Below are 17729 nucleotides of genomic sequence, written 5' to 3'. Positions count from 1 at the left end.
GCCCTGGGGCGTCCCCGGTGCCGCCGGACTCGGGGCACCCGGGGGCGCCGGGGCGCGCTTCCCCCGGACCGCTCCGGGCCCCTCAAGGCCGCCGCCCCCGCCAGGGCGGGCACTGGCTGTCCCTCCGGAACCCTCCACGCCCGGCGCCCCCGAAGACGCGCCCCCGCCGGGCCCGGCCCGCTCCACCGTGCCGGACGGCCACCGTTCAGCGGATCCGTCGGCGCCGGACCCGACCGTGCCGGACCCGTCCGTGCCGGACCCGTCCGTGCCGGACCCGACCCGCGGCACCGGCCGCCGCACCAACGGCCGCCCGCCCGCGCGAAAGCGCAGCGTGTCGGGGCCGCCGGACTGCCCCACCGCATGCCTCCCCGCCGCACGCCTCCCCGCCGGAGGCGCTCCCACCGCAGACGGGCCCACCGCGGGCGCCTCCACGACGGGCGCCCCCACGACAGCCGCCCCGGCTGAGGGAGTCCCGGCCGCGGCGCCCGTCAGCCGCCCAGGCGCACCCAAGCCCCGTACCCGCACCGCTCGCCTCGCCGCGATCCCCGCCGGGGTCAACGTCACCGCCCGGTGTCGGCGCAGGCTCAGGCGTTCGGTGGTCGTGCGCAGGGCCTCGTACGGGCCGCCGGGGAAGCGGCCGATCAGGATCGCCAGGAGGCCGATCGTCGCCGCTGCCACGCCGCCGCGCGTGCCCGCGTCGAGGCCCACCAGGAGTGCCGCCGCGAGCAGGGCGCCCAGGACACTGTCGGCGCCGAGCACCACGATCGCGGCGAACCACAGCAGCCCGCGGACCGGGTCGTACGCCGCCGGGTCGAAGGCGCGTACGCCCATGCCGAGCATGCCGCCGCCCAGCGCGGCCAGTGCCGCGCCCGCCACGAAGGCCGTCAGTTTGAGGCGCGGGACGCGGACGCCCGCCGCCGACGCGCCCGCCTCGTGGTCCCGCATCGCGGCCAGGGCCCGGCCCGTACGGCCCCGGCGCAGCGCGTGGGCGGCCCACACCGCGCCCGTGAGGAGGACGAGTTCCAGCGCGTAGTACGCGCGGTCGCCCTCGAAGGCCGCCGGGCGGTCCAGCGTGAGGCCCGAGGTCGCGTACGGCTGGGCGAAGACGAAGCGGCTGACGCCGACGCCCACCGCGAAGGTCGCCAGGGCGAGGGACAGGCCGTGGCGGCGGATGGCGGGCCACCCCGTCAGCAGCCCGAGTGGCGCCACCAGCAGCACGGCGGTCAGGAGCGCGGCCGGTTCCGGGAGTTCGGGCAGGCCCGGGAAGCGGCCCGCCGCGAGCAGCGCGGTGAAGAGGGCGCCCAGACCCGCGTACGCGGCCTGGCCGAGGGAGAGCTGGCCGCCGCGGCCCGTGACCACGACCAGGGAGAGAAGGACGACGCCCAGCGCCGGTACCTGGACCGCCGTGTGCAGGTCCGGGCCCGCGAAGCCCAGGGGGAGGAGGAACAGGACCGCCGCGACGATCCACGCGCCCGGCGGGGTCGGTACGCGGGCCGTCGCCGTGCGCGGGAGGGCGTCCCGGGCGCCGATCCCCGGCAGCACCAGGGCCGCGACCAGCAGGGCGACGACGAAGAGGTTCGCGCCGACCGCCTGGAGGAGGGGTTCGAGGCGGCCCCCGGGGTGCAGCCGGGTCAGCTGGCTCTGGGCGACGCCGATGCCCAGGGCCACCAGCACCGCCACCGGCAGGCTCCGCATCCGGGCGGCCACCGCGACCGCCACCACCTCCATCACCAGCAGGGGCATGCCGTACGGGTCCAGGCGTACGTACGGAGCCAGCAGCACCCCCGTCAGACCCGCGGTGAACGAGCCGAACGCCCAGCCCGCCGCGGCCACCCGGTCCGCGTCGACGCCGGTCAGCGCGGCGAGCGGGCGGTCGTCGACGACGGCCCGCAGTTCCCGGCCGAAGCGGGTCCGGCGGATCACCGCTCCCACCCCCGCGGCCAGGACGAGCGTCACCGCCAACTGCCCCCAGGGGTCGGCTGAGACGAGCGTCGGCGCGTCCGAGCGCGCACCCGGGCCCCAGAGGAGCGCCGCCCCGCCGACGAGGAGGACGAACACGCCGATGGACGCGACGAGGGTCTGCGCGGGGTCGCCGCCCAGGACGGCCAGGGGGCGGAAGACGAATCGTTCCAGCGCCACACCGAGCGCCGGGGCCACCACGAGCAGGACGAGCGGCGCGGCGAGCGCGAGCGGCCAGTCCCCCTCCACGGTGAGCCCGCGCAGCAGATAGGCGCACACCATCGCGATCGCGCCGTGCGCGAAGTTGAGCACGCCGGTCGCCCGATGGGTGACGACCAGTCCGATCCCGGTGAGCGCGGCGGCGCTGCCCACGGAGAGCCCGGCGAGCGTGAGGTCGTACGTCAGTGACGACATCGGTGACGACATCGGTGTCGACATCAGTCGGCCGCCGCCCCGGACGACGGACCGTCCGAGGAGGCGGCCGAGGAGGCGTCGGGGGAATCGTCCGGGAGGTCGTCCAGGGCGTCGTCCGGGGGGTCGTCCGAGGCCGTGGGTTCGCAGATCGGGCAGGGGGCGAGGTCCCCGCCCGTGAGGACCCGCGAGTCGACCGGCAGGGCGTCGGGCTTCCCGGCGACGAGCGGGCAGTCCGCGCGGTGCCACAGCGTGCCGCCCGGCACCATCAGCAGCTCCCCGCTCACGGCCACGGGCGCGGCGGCCGGCTGTCCGGCTACGGTCCCGTCGGCGGCGGCCTCAGCGGGGTCGGTCGCCACCAGGAGCCCGTACAGCTCCTCCACGCGGGTCGCCGCCAGGGCGTTCCGGCCGTGGGTGAGGAGGACCGCCGCGGCGATGATCAGGGCCGCTCCGGGCACCGTGCAGGACGCGAGGTACGGCAGCTGCCGTTCCGCGTACCGCTCGCCGGAGATCCCGTACCAGCCCAGGACGCACAGCACCGCGCCCGTGGCGAGCGCCGCCCACCCCGCCCAGAGGACGGGACGCACATTCCGCAGTCGAGCAGTCCGCATGGGGGCTCCACATGATGTGTCCGGCTGTCTTCCAAGTCCGCCGACGGACTTGCACTATGCCTTCTGGAAGCTGTCCCTGAAAGCTCCGGGCGCGCACGGCCCGGACCGACACCCGGTGGTGAGCCAGATGGTTCTCGGGAGTGATCTCAGGCGGGGAACGGGCCGGGGGCTGGTGGTGGCGGTGCTCCTGCTCGCCCCGGCCCTCACGGCGTGCGGCGACGACAGCGGCGGTGACGACACGAATCCGCCCTCGCCCTCCGCCGAGCGGACCTCGAACGCCGAACCGGGTCCGAGCGCGAGCGCGCCGGACGACCCGGCGGCGGCCGAGAAGGAGATCGAGGAGAACTGGAAGAAGTTCTTCGACCCCGCCGTCCCCACGAAGGAGAAACAGGCCGTCCTGGAGAACGGCGACGCGATGGGCGCGGTCCTGAAGAGCTTCAGCGGTGACAAGCGCGGCGGGCAGGTCGAGGCGACGGTGAGCAAGGTCGCCTTCACCTCGCCGACCGACGCGGACGTCACGTACACGCTCACCCTGAAGGGCGCCACGGTCATGCCGGACGCCGCCGGGACCTCCGTCGAGCAGGACGGCACCTGGAAGGTGTCGGTCAAGACGCTGTGCGGTCTGGTCACGCTGAGCGGCAATGCCTCGCCGGGGCCGGGCTGCTGAATCCGCTGCCGCGGGCCTGCTGTTCCTGCTGCTCCTGGTGGGTACGGCCTGCGGCAGCCGCCTCCCGGAGAGCGACTTCGAGAACCGGCCCGACCGCACGCCCGCCCGCACCACCGCGGAACCGATCCGTGTGGGCATCGTCACGAGTGCCACCAGCCCGGTCGGCGGCGACGCCTTCACCGGTCCGCGCGACGGCGCGAAGGCCTGGTTCGACGCCCTGAACGCGCGCGGCGGCATCGCGGGACGCAGGGTCGAGGTCCGTACGTGCGACGACGGCGGCAGCGGCGTCGGCAACAACGAGTGCGTGCACCGGCTCGTCGACGAGGACGAGGTGGTGGCCCTGGTCGCCACCACCGCCCTCGACTACGCGGGCGCCTCCCGGGTGTCCCACGCGCGCGTGCCCGACATCGGCGGACAGCCCGTCGGCGCGGCCTACGACACCTGGCCGCACCTCTACGGGATCTACGGCAGCCTCGCGCCCCGGAACGGAAAGCCCGGCTGGGACGGCGAGTTGTACGGCGGCACCGAGATCTACCGCTGGTTCAAGGAGAAGCAGGGCGCGCGCACGGCGGCCGTCGTCTCGTACAACCAGTCCTCGTCGGCGGCGTACGCCCGGCTCGTGGTCCGGGGACTGAAGGCCGAGGGGTACGAGGTCGTCACCGAGCAGGTCGACTTCGCGCTGCCCAACTTCCGTGCCGCCGCGGCCGATCTGAAGGAGCAGGGCGCCGACCTGGTCTTCGACGCCATCGACACCTACGGCAACGCCCGGCTGTGCGAGGCGATGGACGACGTCGGGGCGGAGGTCCTCGCCAAGGTCACCAACGTGCAGAACTGGACGTCCACGGTCCGCGAGGACTACAAGAACGCCCCGCGCTGCCGCAACACCCTCTGGGCGACGGGCGCGAGCCGCAACTACGAGGACACCGGCCACGAGGCCGTACGGGAGTTCCGGGACGGCACGAAGGCGCTGAAGACCCGCTCCCAGTGGCAGGTGGAGGGCTGGGCCGCCGCGATGTGGTTCACGGACGCGGCCCGCTCCTGCGCGAGGACGGGCGTCACGCGCGCGTGCGTCGACCGGTTCATGGCCGGGGGGAAGCCGTACACCGCGAAGGGACTGCTGCTGCCGGTCCGGTTCGCGCGGCTGCCCGAACCGCCGAGGACACGCAGGACGTGCCTGTCGGTGGCCCGCTGGGAGGACGCCCGCGGCTGGGTGAGCCAGGGCGACATGGACCACGAGTGCTACGACGTCCCGCAGCTCTCCTACAAGCCCTGATGCGTACGGGCCCCAAAAGGTTCCCTCATCTGGTTACCGATGGCGCAACTGTTCGGGAACAGAGTGATAAGCAAGCCCAACCATCACATCCGTACCCCGGTCTAACCCTCTGGTAGCTGGACGAGCCGGAGATACGGGGACGCATGCAGATTTCCTTCCTCATACACAACGCCTACGGAATCGGTGGGACGATCCGGACGACGTACAACCTCGCGAACACCCTGGCCGAACAGCACGACGTGGAGATCGTCTCCGTACTCCGCCACCGCGAGGAGCCGGTCTTCGCACGGAACCCGCGCGTACGCCTGCGCCACCTCGTCGATCTGCGCAAGGGCGGCCCCGGATACGAGGGCGACGACCCCGACCACCGGAAACCGGCCCGGGTCTTCCCGAAGGGAGAGATCCGCTACGAGCAGTACAGCGCCCTGACCGACCGCCGTATCGCCGAGCACCTCTCCACGACCGACGCCGACGTCGTGGTCGGCACCCGCCCCGGCCTCAACGTGCATCTGGCCCGCGAGACCAGGCGCGGCCCGGCCCGCGTCGGCCAGGAGCACCTCACCCTCGACAGCCACTCCGTCGGGCTGCGCACCGAACTGCGCGGCGCCTACCCCCGCCTCGACGCGGTCACCACGACCACGGAGGCGGACGCCGCCGCGTACCGCACGAAGATGCGGCTGCCCGGGGTACGTGTCGAGGCCGTGCCCAACTCGGTGCCCGCCCCCGGCATCGAGCCCGCGGACGGCACCGGCAAATGGGTCGTCGCGGCCGGCCGGCTCGCCCCGGTCAAGCGGTACGACCTGCTGATCAAGGCCTTCGACCTGGTGCGCGCCGAGCGGCCCGACTGGCGCCTGCGGATCTACGGCAGCGGGAAACAGAAGGACAAACTGCGCCACCTCATCGACGAACTGGGCCTGTACAACCACGTACTGCTCATGGGAGCGGCCCATCCCATCGAACCGGAGTGGGCCAAGGGCTCGATCGCCGCCGTCACCTCCAGCCTCGAATCGTTCGGCATGACCATCGTCGAGGCCATGCGCTGCGGCCTGCCCGTCGTCTCCACCGACTGCCCGCACGGCCCGGGGGAGATCATCGACAACGGCGTGGACGGACGCCTCGTGCAGGTCGGGAACGTCCAGGCCATCGCGGGCGGCCTGCTCGAACTCATCAACGACGACGCGCTGCGCCGGCAGATGGCGGACGCGGCGCTCAAGGACTCCGAGCGCTTCGACCCGTCCCGGATCGCCGAGCGCTACGACTCGATCTTCAGCGGTCTCGTCTCACGGGGCGGCACCTCGAAGATCGGCCGGGTGCGCGGCTCACTGCACCGCACCCGAGGAGCCCTGCTCGGCAGTGCGTACGCCGTCAGGGACGCCGGACTGACCGTGTTCGGGAAGGAGCGTTCCGCATGATGACGCTGGCTCCGCAGACAGCGCAGACGCCCACCGACGAGGACGCCGCCATGCCGCCGCGCGCCGACTGCCTCGCCGACTCCGCGGGCGGCCTCACCTTCGACATGGCCGAGACCGGCGAGAACGGGGACACCCACCTCGTACTGCTCCACCGCGACGGCCTCCAGGCGGTCCGGCTGCCGCTCGCCCCGGCCGCCGACGGCCGGCTGCGCGCCGCGCTGCCCAGCTTCGTCGAACTGCCCGAGGGCCGCTGGGACGCCTTCGCGCAGACCGGCGACGGCGAGCCGCAGCGCCTGACACCCGGCCTCAACGACCTGCGCTCCCTCGTCGACCGGGTGCCGAGCGGCGCGCGTGGCCATGTCGCCGTCCGTATCCCGTACGCGACCAAGCACGGCAACCTCTCCGTCCGCAGCTGGCTGCGCGCCCCGCACGCCGAGGCCGGCGAACTGCACATCGGCGAGGGCGGCCTGGGCGTGCACGGCCAGGTGTACGGGGTCGCGCTCACGTCGGACGCGTACGCCGAACTGGCCGGCCGTGAGGAGACGGAACCCGGGGCGAGGGCCGACGCGCCGCGGATCGGAGTCCACCGGGACCAGGCGCTGTTCCGCTTCACCGTGGACTACGCCGAACTGCCCCGGGGCGTGTGGGACCTGTGGCTGCGCCCGGCGGGGGAGAGCGGGCCGCGGGTACGGATCGCGCGGCTGCTCGACGACATCGCCGACAAGAAGCCCATCTTCACGTACCCGAAGGTCGTGGTGGAGACGGCGTACGGCCCGGTGACGGCCGGGCCGTACTACACGAGCGACAACGACCTCTCGGTGGCGGTCACGGCGGTCACGGCGGTCACGGCGGCGGCAGGCTAGGCCGCCGTCCGGTGGCGCCCCCGAAGAGGCGCGGGGAACTGCGCGGCCGGCCACGGCGTGCCCGCGGACGGCGCGGACACGATCAGTACTGCTCGGGGCCGGCCCCGGGGCGCTCCTGGCCGATGCGGATCTGCGGGCTGTCCTCCTGGCCGGAGCGGGTCTGCGGCGGTGTGATCGCCGCGAACCGGGGATGGTGCAGGTCGAACGCGGGCGACTCGGAACGGATTCTGGGCAGCGTGGTGAAGTTGTGCCGCGGCGGCGGGCACGAGGTCGCCCACTCCAGTGAGCGGCCGAAGCCCCAGGGGTCGTCGGCGTCGACCGGCACGCCGTACCTCGACGTCTTCCAGACGTTGTAGAGGAACGGCAGCGTCGACAGGCCCAGCAGGAACGCGCCGATCGACGAGATGGTGTTGAGCGCCGTGAACCCGTCGGCCGCCAGATAGTCGGCGTAGCGGCGCGGCATGCCCTCCACGCCCAGCCAGTGCTGCACCAGGAACGTGGTGTGGAAGCCCACGAAGAGCGTCCAGAAGTGCAGCTTGCCGAGCCGTTCGTCGAGCATCTTGCCGGTGAACTTGGGCCACCAGAAGTAGAAGCCGCCGAAGGTCGCGAAGACGACCGTGCCGAAGACCACGTAGTGGAAGTGCGCCACCACGAAGTACGTGTCCGAGACGTGGAAGTCCAGCGGCGGCGAGGCCAGGATCACCCCCGTCAGGCCGCCGAACAGGAACGACACCAGGAAGCCCGTCGCCCAGAGCATCGGCGTCTCGAAGGACAGCGACCCCTTCAGCATGGTGCCGGTCCAGTTGAAGAACTTCACGCCCGTCGGCACCGCGATCAGGAACGACACGAACGAGAAGAACGGCAGCAGCACCGCGCCGGTCACGAACATGTGATGGGCCCACACGACCACGGACAGACCGGTGATGGCCATCGTCGCGCCGACCAGCGTCAGATAGCCGAAGATCGGCTTCCGGCTGAAGACCGGGATGATCTCCGAGATGATCCCGAAGAACGGCAGCGCGATGATGTAGACCTCGGGATGCCCGAAGAACCAGAAGAGGTGCTGCCACAGCAGCGCCCCGCCGTTGGCCGACGCGAAGACCTGCGAGCCGAACCGGCGGTCCGCCTCAAGGACCAGGAGCGCCGCGGCGAGCACCGGGAACGCCATCAGGATCAGGATCGACGTGAACAGCGTGTTCCACGTGAAGATCGGCATCCGGAACATGGTCATGCCCGGGGCGCGCATCCCGATGATCGTCGTCAGGAAGTTCACCGCGCCGAGGATCGTGCCGAAGCCGGCCAGCGCCAGCCCCATGATCCACATGTCGGCGCCGATACCGGGTGACCGTTCCATGCTGTTCAGCGGCGCGTACGCGAACCACCCGAAGTTCGCGGGGCCGCCGGGCACCAGCAGCGAGCCCAGCACGATCAGCCCGCCGAAGAGGAACAGCCAGTACGACAGCATGTTCAGCCGGGGGAAGGCGACGTCGGGCGCGCCGATCTGCAGCGGCATGATCTCGTTGGCGAAACCGGCGAAGGTCGGCGTCGCGAAGAGCAGCAGCATGATCGTGCCGTGCATCGTGAACATCTGGTTGAACTGGTTGTTGCCGATGAGCTGCATGCCGGGCCGCGCCAGCTCGGCCCGCATCAGCAGCGCCATCAGCCCGCCGGCCAGGAAGAAGGCGAACGAGGTGATCAGGTAGAGGTGGCCGATCTTCTTGTGGTCGGTGGTCGTGAGCCAGTCCACCACCAGCCGTCCCGGCCGCTTCACCGGTACGGGCCGTACCGCCGTCCGTGCGGTGTCCGTCCCCATCGCCGCCCCCTCGCTCGTCGCGTCCCGGGCCTCCTGAAGCACACGCCATGATGCTCGCGGGGACCGGGCTCCGACAGGGGGCGTTCGGACGCTCTGTGCTCGAACCATGTATTTCCTGTGGCGGGCCAACTTCCTTGCGGGGCCGCGCAATCGGAAAGGGAAGGCAGAGAAACCGGTCCGGATACCCGCTTTCGGCCGGGGTATTCGGGGCCGGTTCGGAGATAGTCCGAAGGGCTGCCGAATTACGTTCGAAGGCGGGCGGAAAACGTGTGGAACCGCCCGTTCGTGTGACGCCTTGCTGCGTAACCGCTGATGTCGGCGCGGGCGGAACGGGTGTCGTTGTCCTGTGACAGAAGCGTGACCGGAGGGGGACCGGTGACTGATGGTGGCGGGGCCGGGGTTCCGTGTCCGCACGGAGGCGCCTAACGTGGCGGCATGGCACCGATTCCCACTCCGCCCGCGGAGCCCTCGGACACTCCGGACGCGTACGTCGGCCTCGACGCGGGGGGTGCGGAGCGGCAGGCCCGTGCGCGCGGGTGGTCGACCGTGCGGTCGTTGCCGCCGGGGGCGATCATCACGATGGAGTACTTGTCCGGACGCCTGAACTTCGAGGTCACGGAGGGACGGGTCACGCGCTGCTGGAAGGGGTGACCTGTCCGGTACGGGGCGTGTGCGGGCCGGTGGGGGTTGAGCGCGCAGTTCCCCGCGCCCCTGAGAGCCCCTGACGGGGCGGAACCGGGTGCGTTCGTACGTGCGGGTGCGTGGGGGCTGGTCGCGCAGTTCCCCGCGCCCCTCAAAAGCGGGGCTGCGCCCCAGCTTTTGCCCCGGCAGGGGCGCTTTCAGGGGCGCGGGGAACGGCGCAACGCGCTCCCGCCGGCGGGCCGACTGTGCGTACCGGCCCGGTCGGAGGCGCGCTCAGCCCCCGGCGACGGGTCGTGCCGATGTCGTGCCGCGGGTCACCCGGTCCGACTGCGGCGGCCGGCGGCTGCCGAGCGGTGTCACCGGTGTGCGCTCCGAGCGGCTCAGATGCGGCCCAGGGGCCATATGCCCCGGCGGCCGGGCCGGCCGGGACGCGGCCACCGGCTCACGCACCACCGGCTCATGCTCACCGGCCGGGCTGCCGATCGGGGCCAGAACGGGCACCTCGGCCGGAGCCGCGCCACGCCGGCGGTCGCGCCAGGCGTCACGCAGGTCGAAGATGCCGGACTCGGCCCGTGCGATCAGCGGCTCGAACCAGGGCAGCGCCAGCAGGATCAGCAGCCCCGCGGCCCACCCGAGCACCACATCGCTCAGCCAGTGCGTACCGAGGTACACGGTGGTCAGGCCGACGCCGAGGGAGACCACGGCGGAGAACGCCGACAGCCAGCGGCGAGCGCCCGGCGTCGAGGCGAGATAGGCGAGGATGCCCCAGGTCACGACGGCGTTGGCGGTGTGACCCGAAGGGAATATGTCGCCGCCCAGCCACATCTCGTTCGACCCGACGCTGGTCGCGTAGTGCGGACCGAGACGGCCCATGCTGATCTTGGCCGCGCCGACCGTGAGGTTCAGGAGCAGCAGTGAGGCGCCCAGCGTGAGCAGCGGGCGCAGCGTGTGCTGACGCCAGGAGCGCCAGCCCAGCCAGGCCGCGATCATCACGGCGGTGGGGCCGCGCTGGCCCAGGACCACGTAGTAGTCGAGGAACGCGTGGATCTCCGGCCACTGCTGGTACGGCCGGAAGAACATGACCTGCCAGTCGAGCCGGACCAGCCATGAGGTGATCACGACGGCCCACACGATGGCCGCGTAGAAGGCGAGCGTGGACGCGAAGAGGACCACCCGGTGCCGGCTCATCCTGGGCACGTCGATGTGGGCCGGTCGTTCCGGCTCACGGTCCAGCCGGGCGAAGACCCGGTCCAGACGAGTCAGCTTTCGTTCGGTACGCACTCAATCGACGTTACAGCGAGTGAGCTGTGTTCCAGGCCGAAGCACCGTCTTTGTGATGACGATGTGATGTGGGATTGCTCTCAGAAGGGGGTTTATCGCCGTGGATTATGGAATCCCCCGTCCGCTCTTCCTTCAATTCGATTGATCATTCCGGAGCGGAGTTTTATGGCGCTTTCGAATTCGTTCACCGAATGCTTGCGTGCACTTCTCCGGGCGCTCACCGGCCACCGTGAGTGATCACGGCGGACCCGACCCGTTCAGCCACCAGGCGCCGTACACCGCCGACGCCACCGCCACACCGCCCAGCACCCACGCCGACCTGGACGTTCGCAGTCGCGCGAGGGCCAGGGCGAGGGGCAGGAGAAGGGGGAAGGCGGGCAGCAGAAGGCGTGGTTTCGAGCCGAAATAGCTCGACGCGCACAGGGCGAGGGTGATGACGACCCCCGCGTACACCAGGAGCGGCAACGGCTGCCGCTGCCGTACGCAGATCACGTACAGCCGGACGAGCAGGGCGACTCCGGCGATCAGGGCCAGCCCGGCCAGGGCCGACGGGAACGCGGTGAACTTGTCGGCGACGAAGCGGGCGAACGCGTAACCGCCGTCGAAGCCGTTGCGCCAGCCCGCCTGGACGTCGAGATAGCCCAGCGGGCCCCCGCCCGTGCGACGGCCGACCCACAGGACGTAGCCCGCGGCGCCGAGGGGCGCGATCAGCATCGCCAGGGCGCGCCGCCACCGGGACGCGCCCTCCCCGCCGGGCATGCTCCGCTCCCGTACGAAAGAGGCGATCGCCGTCACCCACACGGCCGCAACGACCGCCGCGCCCACCGGACGGGTCAGACCCGCCAGCGAGGCGAGCAGGCCCGCGGTCAGCCAGCGGCCGGTCAGCACCGCGTACAGCGACCAGGCCGCGAGCGCCGTGAACAGCGACTCGCTGTACGCCATCGACTGCACGATGCCGACCGGCAGGACCGCCCACACGAGTACGGCGCAGACCCCGGCCCGGCGGCCGTACACCTGGTCCGCGACCGCGAAGATCCCCCAGGCCGCCGCGAGCGAGGCGACCCAGCTCACCAGCAGGCCCGCGTGCGCGGCGGAGAGAGGGGACACCGCCGACACCGCCCGCTCCAGCCACGGCAGCAGCGGGAAGAACGCCAGGTTCGAGTGCACGTCCCCGTTGGGCAGGCGCACCTCGTAGCCGTAACCCAGCTCGGCGACCCTGGAGTACCAGAGGGAGTCCCAGCGCGCCGAGAGCAGCCGCAGCGCGCTCGTGTCCCGCGTGGCGCTCCACACCGCGAGCACCAGCAGGCCGAGCGCGCGCACCGCCGCGTACCCGAGGAGCGCGGGCGCGGCGCGGCGCCAGGACGGCCCCGGACGGGACGGCGCGGCGGACGTCTCAAGATCGGTCACGGGCTCGATTATCGAGGGGGCCCGCAACCGCGGACCCCGGCGGGGGCGCGCCCGGACACACAGCCGGGCGGGGAGCGGCGTGGCGCACGCCACACGTGTCCCAGGAGAACGTGAGAGGTCCGCCACCCGACGCCGGGAGGAACTCGCGTACTCTGACGTCTCACTCGCCTTTGTTGCGTGGGCCGGGACACCGCTCCTCCCGAGCCGCAGCCGCAGGGAGTCCCCACCCAGCGGATCGCCGAACGCGAGGGAACATCTGGGAGGTACGTACATGTCCGGGACGACCACGGCCGCCGCGCGTCGCCGTCGGGAGACCGGGGCCGGTGCAAACCGCTGGGTCGTCCTTGTGGTGCTGTGCGTCAGCCTGCTCCTGGTCGCCGTCGACGCCACCGTGCTCCACGTCGCCGTGCCCGCCGTCACCGAGGACCTCACGCCCGGCGCGATAGAGCTGCTCTGGATCGTCGACATCTACCCGCTCGTCTGCGCCTCGCTCCTCATCCTCTTCGGCACCCTGGGCGACCGGATCGGCCGCAGACGCGTCCTCCTCCTCGGCTACGCGCTCTTCGGCGTCGCCTCCGCCGTCGCGGCCCTCGCCGACAGCGCGGAGGTGCTGATCGCGGCCCGCGCCCTGCTCGGCGTCGGCGGCGCGATGATCATGCCCGCGACGCTGTCCATCCTGCGGCAGGTCTTCCCCGCCCGGCGCGAGCGGGCCCTCGCCATCGGCGTCTGGAGCGCCGTCGCCGCGGTGGGCGCGGCCGTCGGACCGCTCCTCGGCGGGTTCCTGCTCGAACACTTCTGGTGGGGCTCGGTCTTCCTCATCAACATCCCGCTGATGCTCGTAAGCCTGCCCGTCGGACGACTCCTGCTGCCCGAGTCGAAGGGCGAGCGCGACGGGCCGTGGGACGTCGTCGGCGCGCTGATGGCCGCGGCCGGCCTCTTCGGCGTGGTTCTCGGCGTGAAGCAGCTCGGCGGCGGAGAGGACCCGCTGAGCCTGTCCACCGCGGTACCGCTGATGCTGGGGGCCGGACTCCTCGTCGCCTTCGTACGGCGGCAGCGGCGGCGCCGGCATCCGCTGGTCGACCTGACGATGTTCTCCCGGCCCGCCTTCAGCACCTCCGTCGGCTGCATCGTGCTGGCGATGCTCGCACTGGTCGGGCTCGAACTGATCGCCGCGCAGTATCTCCAGCTCGTGCTGAAGCTCTCCCCGCTGGAGACCGGACTGCGGCTGCTGCCCCTCACCGTCGCCGCGATGGCCGCGGGGCTCGCCGGGGCGAAGCTGCTGCAGCGCTTCGGGCCGCGGACCATGGTGTGCTCCGGCTTCTGCCTCACCGCCGCCGCGGTCGTCACCCTGACCGCGATGGGCGCCGAGGACAACGCCCCACTGCTGCTGACCGGGTTCGTGATGCTCGGCTTCGGCCTGGAGGTCACGCTCTTCGGCGCGTACGAGTCGATGCTGAGCGAGGCCCCGCCGGAGCAGGCCGGCGGGGCGGCGGCGATCGGCGAGACGTCGTACCAGCTCGGGGCGGGCATCGGGATCGCGCTCCTCGGGAGCGTGATGAACGCGGCGTACGCGCCCGGGCTCGCGTCCGTTTCGGGGGTGCCTCCCCGGGACGCCGCCGCTGCGGGGCATTCGCTGGGGGAGGCGTACGAGGTCGCCGCGCGGCTCGGCGGGGGGTCGGGGGAGGCTCTGCGCTCCGCTGCGCGGCATGCGTTCGTGCACGGGCTGCATGTGACCTTGCTGGTGAGTGCGGGGCTGTTGCTGCTGGGGGCGGTGATGGCGCTGCGGTTGCCCCGGGCGATGGAGTGCGGGGAGCCGGCGGCTCTCGCGGAGGTGCCGGGGCCTCGGGAGGCTCCGGCTGCGCCGCCTGTGCGGGTCGGTGGTCGCTGACCTTCGGGCCTTTCCCGCCCGCACCGCCCGCACCGCCCGCGATGCCCGACCATCCCGTGCGGGTTTCCCGTGGGACGGTCCCGCCGTCGGCGGCTGCGGGGGAGTGGCCCGTGGCTCCGGTGCGGTCCTGGACGTGCGTCGCGCCTCGTCGTAACGTCGAGGATCGTCCGTAGTTACCACTGCTAGTTTTACATGTCGGAGGCTCCCATGTCCGCTTCCCCGAAGCTGCCGCCGTTCGATCCCGCCGATCCGCTCGGGGTCGACGATCTGCTGAGCGTGGAGGATCTGGCGGTCCGGGACACCGTGCGGGCCTGGGCCGGGGACCGGGTGCTGCCGTATGTCGCCGAGTGGTACGAGAAGGGTGAGCTGCCCGGGATCCGGGAGCTGGCGCGGGAGTTGGGCGGGCTCGGCGCCCTCGGGATGTCGCTCGACGGATACGGGTGCGCCGGGGCCTCCGCCGTGCAGTACGGCCTCGCCTGTCTGGAACTGGAGGCCGCCGACTCCGGAATCCGCTCGCTCGTCTCCGTGCAGGGCTCGCTCGCCATGTACGCGATCCACCGCTTCGGCAGCGAGGAGCAGAAGCAGACCTGGCTGCCGCGGATGGCCGCGGGCGAGGTCATCGGCTGCTTCGGGCTGACCGAGCCCGACCACGGGTCCGACCCCGCGGGCATGCGGACGTACGCCAAGCGGGACGGCGGCGACTGGGTCCTCACCGGACGGAAGATGTGGATCACCAACGGGTCCGTGGCGGGCGTCGCCGTCGTGTGGGCGCAGACCGACGACGGCATCCGCGGGTTCGTCGTGCCGACCGACCGCCCCGGCTTCTCCGCGCCGGAGATCAAGCACAAGTGGTCACTGCGGGCGTCGGTCACCAGCGAACTGGTCCTCGACGAGGTGCGGCTGCCCGCCGACGCCGTACTGCCCGACGTCACCGGGCTCAAGGGTCCGCTCAGCTGTCTGTCCCACGCCCGGTACGGGATCGTGTGGGGTTCGATGGGCGCCGCGCGGGCGAGTTTCGAGGCGGCGGTGGAGTACGCGAAGACGCGTGAGCAGTTCGGGCGGCCCATCGGCGGATTCCAGCTCACCCAGGCCAAGCTCGCCGACATGGCGGTCGAACTGCACAAGGGGATTCTGCTGGCCCACCACCTGGGCCGGCGTATGGACGCGGGACGGCTCCGTCCCGAACAGGTCAGCTTCGGCAAGCTCAACAACGTACGAGAGGCGATCGACATCTGCCGTACGGCACGGACGATCCTCGGCGCCAACGGGATCTCGCTCGAATACCCCGTCATGCGCCACGCGACGAACCTCGAATCGGTGCTGACCTACGAAGGCACCGTCGAGATGCATCAACTGGTACTGGGCAAGGCGCTCACCGGTCTCGACGCGTTCCGGTAGGACCCCGACGGGGATCCCGCAGGAATCCCGTGGGAATCCGTGGGGGCGTCCCACCGCGGCGCCCGGAGACGGGTCCGGTGAGCGGCCTTGCCTAGCTCTGGTTGAAGAAGCCGTCCACGCGACGGGCGGCGGGTTCCCCGCTGACGATCTCGGTGTCGGCGGGGGTCAGCAGGAAAACCCGGTTCGACACGCGCTCGATCGAGCCGCGCAGGCCGAAGATCAGGCCGGCCGCGAAGTCGACGACGCGCTTGGCGTCGGCGGCCTCCATGGCCGTGAGGTTCATGATGACGGGCACACCGTCGCGGAAGAGCTCACCGATGCCACGGGCGTCCCGGAAGCTGTCCGGGGTGACCGTGCCGATCCGTCGGCCCTTCTCCTCGGCGGCTTCCGATGCCACCTTGACCCGAGGATCCGTGACCCAGACCTCCCGGCTCCCGGTCTCGGATCCCTCGGCGTAGTCGTCGTCGTAGTAACGCTCGTCATCGTTGTCGTCGACGAGGCCAAGCCAGGCACTCGCCTTGCGCACCGATCCCATGGACGCCTCCTCTCACAGCGGTCTTTCTTCTTTCCGCATCCCCATGGTCGTGCATGATGCGGATGTCGCGCCAAGGGGATAGACGCCGCGCTGGGGTTTCGTGACGGTACTGGTGCACAGCGAATTCGTCGAGAGCCCGCGTACCCCAAGGGTCCTGCGCTACACCGCTGCTGACTGTGAGTGAAATATGATTCTTCACGGCGGACGGGTGACGGCTGGAGCGTTCGGGTGAACGAGCCGCCGCCAGGACGCCGCAGCTCAACGTCGTACACACCACGGGGGATCGTCGTGTTCGGAATCGTCAGGCCCTGCCGTCATCGGCTGGGCGAGAACCTGAAAACCCAATGGATGGCGCATTTGTGCGGGCTTTGCCTCGCGCTGCGCGGAGATCACGGGCAGTTCGCACGGGTCGTCACGAACTACGACGGCTTGCTGATATCGGTTCTGACGGAGGCTCAGGCCGCACCGGGAACGGAGTGGCGGCGTACTGCGGGGCCTTGTCCACTGCGCGGAATGCGGAGCGCGTCGGTAGCTCAGGGTGAGGGCGCCCGGCTCGCCGCGGCCGTTTCGCTGGTGCTCGCCTCGGCGAAGATGCGCGATCACATGGCCGACGGGGACGGGCTGCTGGCGCGCCGCCCGGTGGCGCTCGCGGCGCGCCGCGTTGCCACGAACTGGAGCCGGGCGGGCGCCAGGACCGGCTCGGCCGTCGGGTTCGACACCGCGGTGCTCGTCGACGCGGTGGACCGGCAGGTGGGCATCGAGACGCTCGCCGGGCCCGGTACGCCGCTGCTGACCGTCACCGAGCCGACCGAATCCGCGACCGCGGCGGCCTTCGCGCACACCGCGGTCCTGGCCGGCCGGCCGGGCAACGCGGCGCCGCTCGCCGAGGCGGGGCGGCTCTTCGGGCGGCTCGCGCATCTGCTGGACGCGGTGGAGGACCGGGCGGCCGATGCCGCGGCCGGTGCCTGGAACCCGCTCACCGCCACGGGGGCGTCCCTGGCGGAGGCCCGGCGGCTCGCCGACGACGCGCTGCACGGGATGCGGCTCGCGCTGCGGGACGTGGAGTTCACGGACGCGAAGCTCGCGCATGTGCTGCTCGTGCACGAGCTGCGGAACTCGGTGGACCGGGCGTTCGGGACGGCGTCCTGCTCGCACGCCACCGAACACGGCACTGCGCACGCCACTTCGTACGGTAACCCGTACGCGCCGTCCGGGCCGGGTGGGCCGCCTCCGCCGCCGGAGCCGCCGCGGCGTGACCGGCGCGGGCTGCTCGCGGGGTGCGCGGTGTGGGTGGGGCTGGCCTGTACGTGTCAGATGTGCTGCGGGGAGTACCACGATCCGTGGTCGGGGGAGCAGAAGCCGGGGTTCTGCCAGCGGTGCGACTGCTCTGACGGATGCGACGGCTGTTGCGACTGCTGTGACGGGTGCGATTGCTGTTGTGACGGGTGTGGGTGCGATTGCAGTTGCTGAGGGCGGGTGGTCGGGTGCGGGTTCGTCGTGGCTGGCCGCGCAGTTCCCCGCGCCCCTAGGTACCAAAGCACCTATGGGGGCCGGGAACAGCACCCACAC

General features: G+C 71.9%; 14 protein-coding genes. 8 read left to right on the top strand and 6 right to left on the bottom strand.

The features are described from left to right. Window positions 1-2373, bottom strand: a 2373-nt coding sequence (locus ACFVH5_RS39400) for an ABC transporter permease (protein WP_385838510.1), incomplete at its 3' end; no start/stop codon positions are given. 23 nt (window positions 2374-2396) lie between these two features. Then, complete coding sequence (locus ACFVH5_RS39395) at window positions 2397-2981, bottom strand: hypothetical protein (RefSeq protein ID WP_385838509.1); 585 nt, start codon at window positions 2979-2981, stop codon at window positions 2397-2399. Window positions 2982-3108: 127 nt separating this feature from the next. Between ACFVH5_RS39395 and ACFVH5_RS39390 the strand changes: the two genes are divergently transcribed. From ACFVH5_RS39390 to ACFVH5_RS39375, 4 genes are all read left to right on the top strand, one after another. Beyond that, window positions 3109-3648: a hypothetical protein gene (locus tag ACFVH5_RS39390; RefSeq protein ID WP_385838508.1), complete on the top strand. Its 540-nt coding sequence runs from the start codon at window positions 3109-3111 to the stop codon at window positions 3646-3648. Beyond that, window positions 3623-4921 (top strand): ABC transporter substrate-binding protein, encoded by a 1299-nt coding sequence (locus ACFVH5_RS39385; RefSeq protein ID WP_385838507.1) that lies wholly within the window; start codon window positions 3623-3625, stop codon window positions 4919-4921. The genes ACFVH5_RS39390 and ACFVH5_RS39385 overlap by 26 nt, the downstream gene beginning before the upstream one ends. 143 nt (window positions 4922-5064) lie before the next feature. Further along, window positions 5065-6333 (top strand): glycosyltransferase family 4 protein, encoded by a 1269-nt coding sequence (locus ACFVH5_RS39380; protein ID WP_385838506.1) that lies wholly within the window; start codon window positions 5065-5067, stop codon window positions 6331-6333. Next, window positions 6330-7196: a hypothetical protein gene (locus tag ACFVH5_RS39375; RefSeq protein WP_385838505.1), complete on the top strand. Its 867-nt coding sequence runs from the start codon at window positions 6330-6332 to the stop codon at window positions 7194-7196. Before ACFVH5_RS39380 ends, ACFVH5_RS39375 begins: the two co-directional genes overlap by 4 nt. A gap of 82 nt (window positions 7197-7278) precedes the next feature. Here ACFVH5_RS39375 and ctaD read toward each other — a convergent pair whose 3' ends face one another. Further along, window positions 7279-9009: a cytochrome c oxidase subunit I gene (gene ctaD / locus ACFVH5_RS39370; RefSeq protein ID WP_385838504.1), complete on the bottom strand. Its 1731-nt coding sequence runs from the start codon at window positions 9007-9009 to the stop codon at window positions 7279-7281. A gap of 435 nt (window positions 9010-9444) precedes the next feature. On the opposite strand from ctaD, the gene ACFVH5_RS39365 reads away from it, so the two are divergent. Continuing rightward, window positions 9445-9660, top strand: coding sequence for an I78 family peptidase inhibitor (locus ACFVH5_RS39365; RefSeq protein ID WP_210884031.1), 216 nt, complete (start codon window positions 9445-9447; stop codon window positions 9658-9660). Window positions 9661-9924: 264 nt separating this feature from the next. Here ACFVH5_RS39365 and ACFVH5_RS39360 read toward each other — a convergent pair whose 3' ends face one another. Together ACFVH5_RS39360 and ACFVH5_RS39355 are read right to left on the bottom strand one after the other, a co-directional pair. Further along, window positions 9925-10932, bottom strand: a complete 1008-nt coding sequence (locus ACFVH5_RS39360) for a phosphatase PAP2 family protein (protein ID WP_385838503.1) — start codon at window positions 10930-10932, stop codon at window positions 9925-9927. A gap of 237 nt (window positions 10933-11169) precedes the next feature. Further along, window positions 11170-12339, bottom strand: coding sequence for a glycosyltransferase family 39 protein (locus tag ACFVH5_RS39355; RefSeq protein WP_385838502.1), 1170 nt, complete (start codon window positions 12337-12339; stop codon window positions 11170-11172). 271 nt (window positions 12340-12610) lie between these two features. On the opposite strand from ACFVH5_RS39355, the gene ACFVH5_RS39350 reads away from it, so the two are divergent. Continuing rightward, complete coding sequence (locus ACFVH5_RS39350) at window positions 12611-14227, top strand: MFS transporter (RefSeq protein ID WP_385838501.1); 1617 nt, start codon at window positions 12611-12613, stop codon at window positions 14225-14227. Window positions 14228-14434: 207 nt separating this feature from the next. After that, a complete protein-coding gene (locus ACFVH5_RS39345; RefSeq protein WP_385838500.1) occupies window positions 14435-15625 on the top strand; it encodes an acyl-CoA dehydrogenase family protein in 1191 nt (396 codons plus the stop codon). 91 nt (window positions 15626-15716) lie between these two features. Here the strand turns inward: ACFVH5_RS39345 and ACFVH5_RS39340 are convergent, their stop codons facing one another. Next, entirely contained in the window at window positions 15717-16160 is a 444-nt protein-coding gene (locus ACFVH5_RS39340) for a cell division protein SepF (RefSeq protein WP_107021161.1), read from the bottom strand. 288 nt (window positions 16161-16448) lie between these two features. Here ACFVH5_RS39340 and ACFVH5_RS39335 point away from each other — a divergent pair, with 288 nt between their 5' ends. Further along, complete coding sequence (locus ACFVH5_RS39335) at window positions 16449-17630, top strand: DUF5685 family protein (RefSeq protein WP_385838511.1); 1182 nt, start codon at window positions 16449-16451, stop codon at window positions 17628-17630. Window positions 17631-17729: the final 99 nt, after the last annotated feature.

It is taken from the genome of Streptomyces sp. NPDC127119 (assembly GCF_042677425.1).
Lineage (GTDB): Bacteria > Actinomycetota > Actinomycetes > Streptomycetales > Streptomycetaceae > Streptomyces.
Note: the sequence above shows the minus strand (reverse complement) of the source record. Positions and strands in the feature narration are given on the sequence as shown.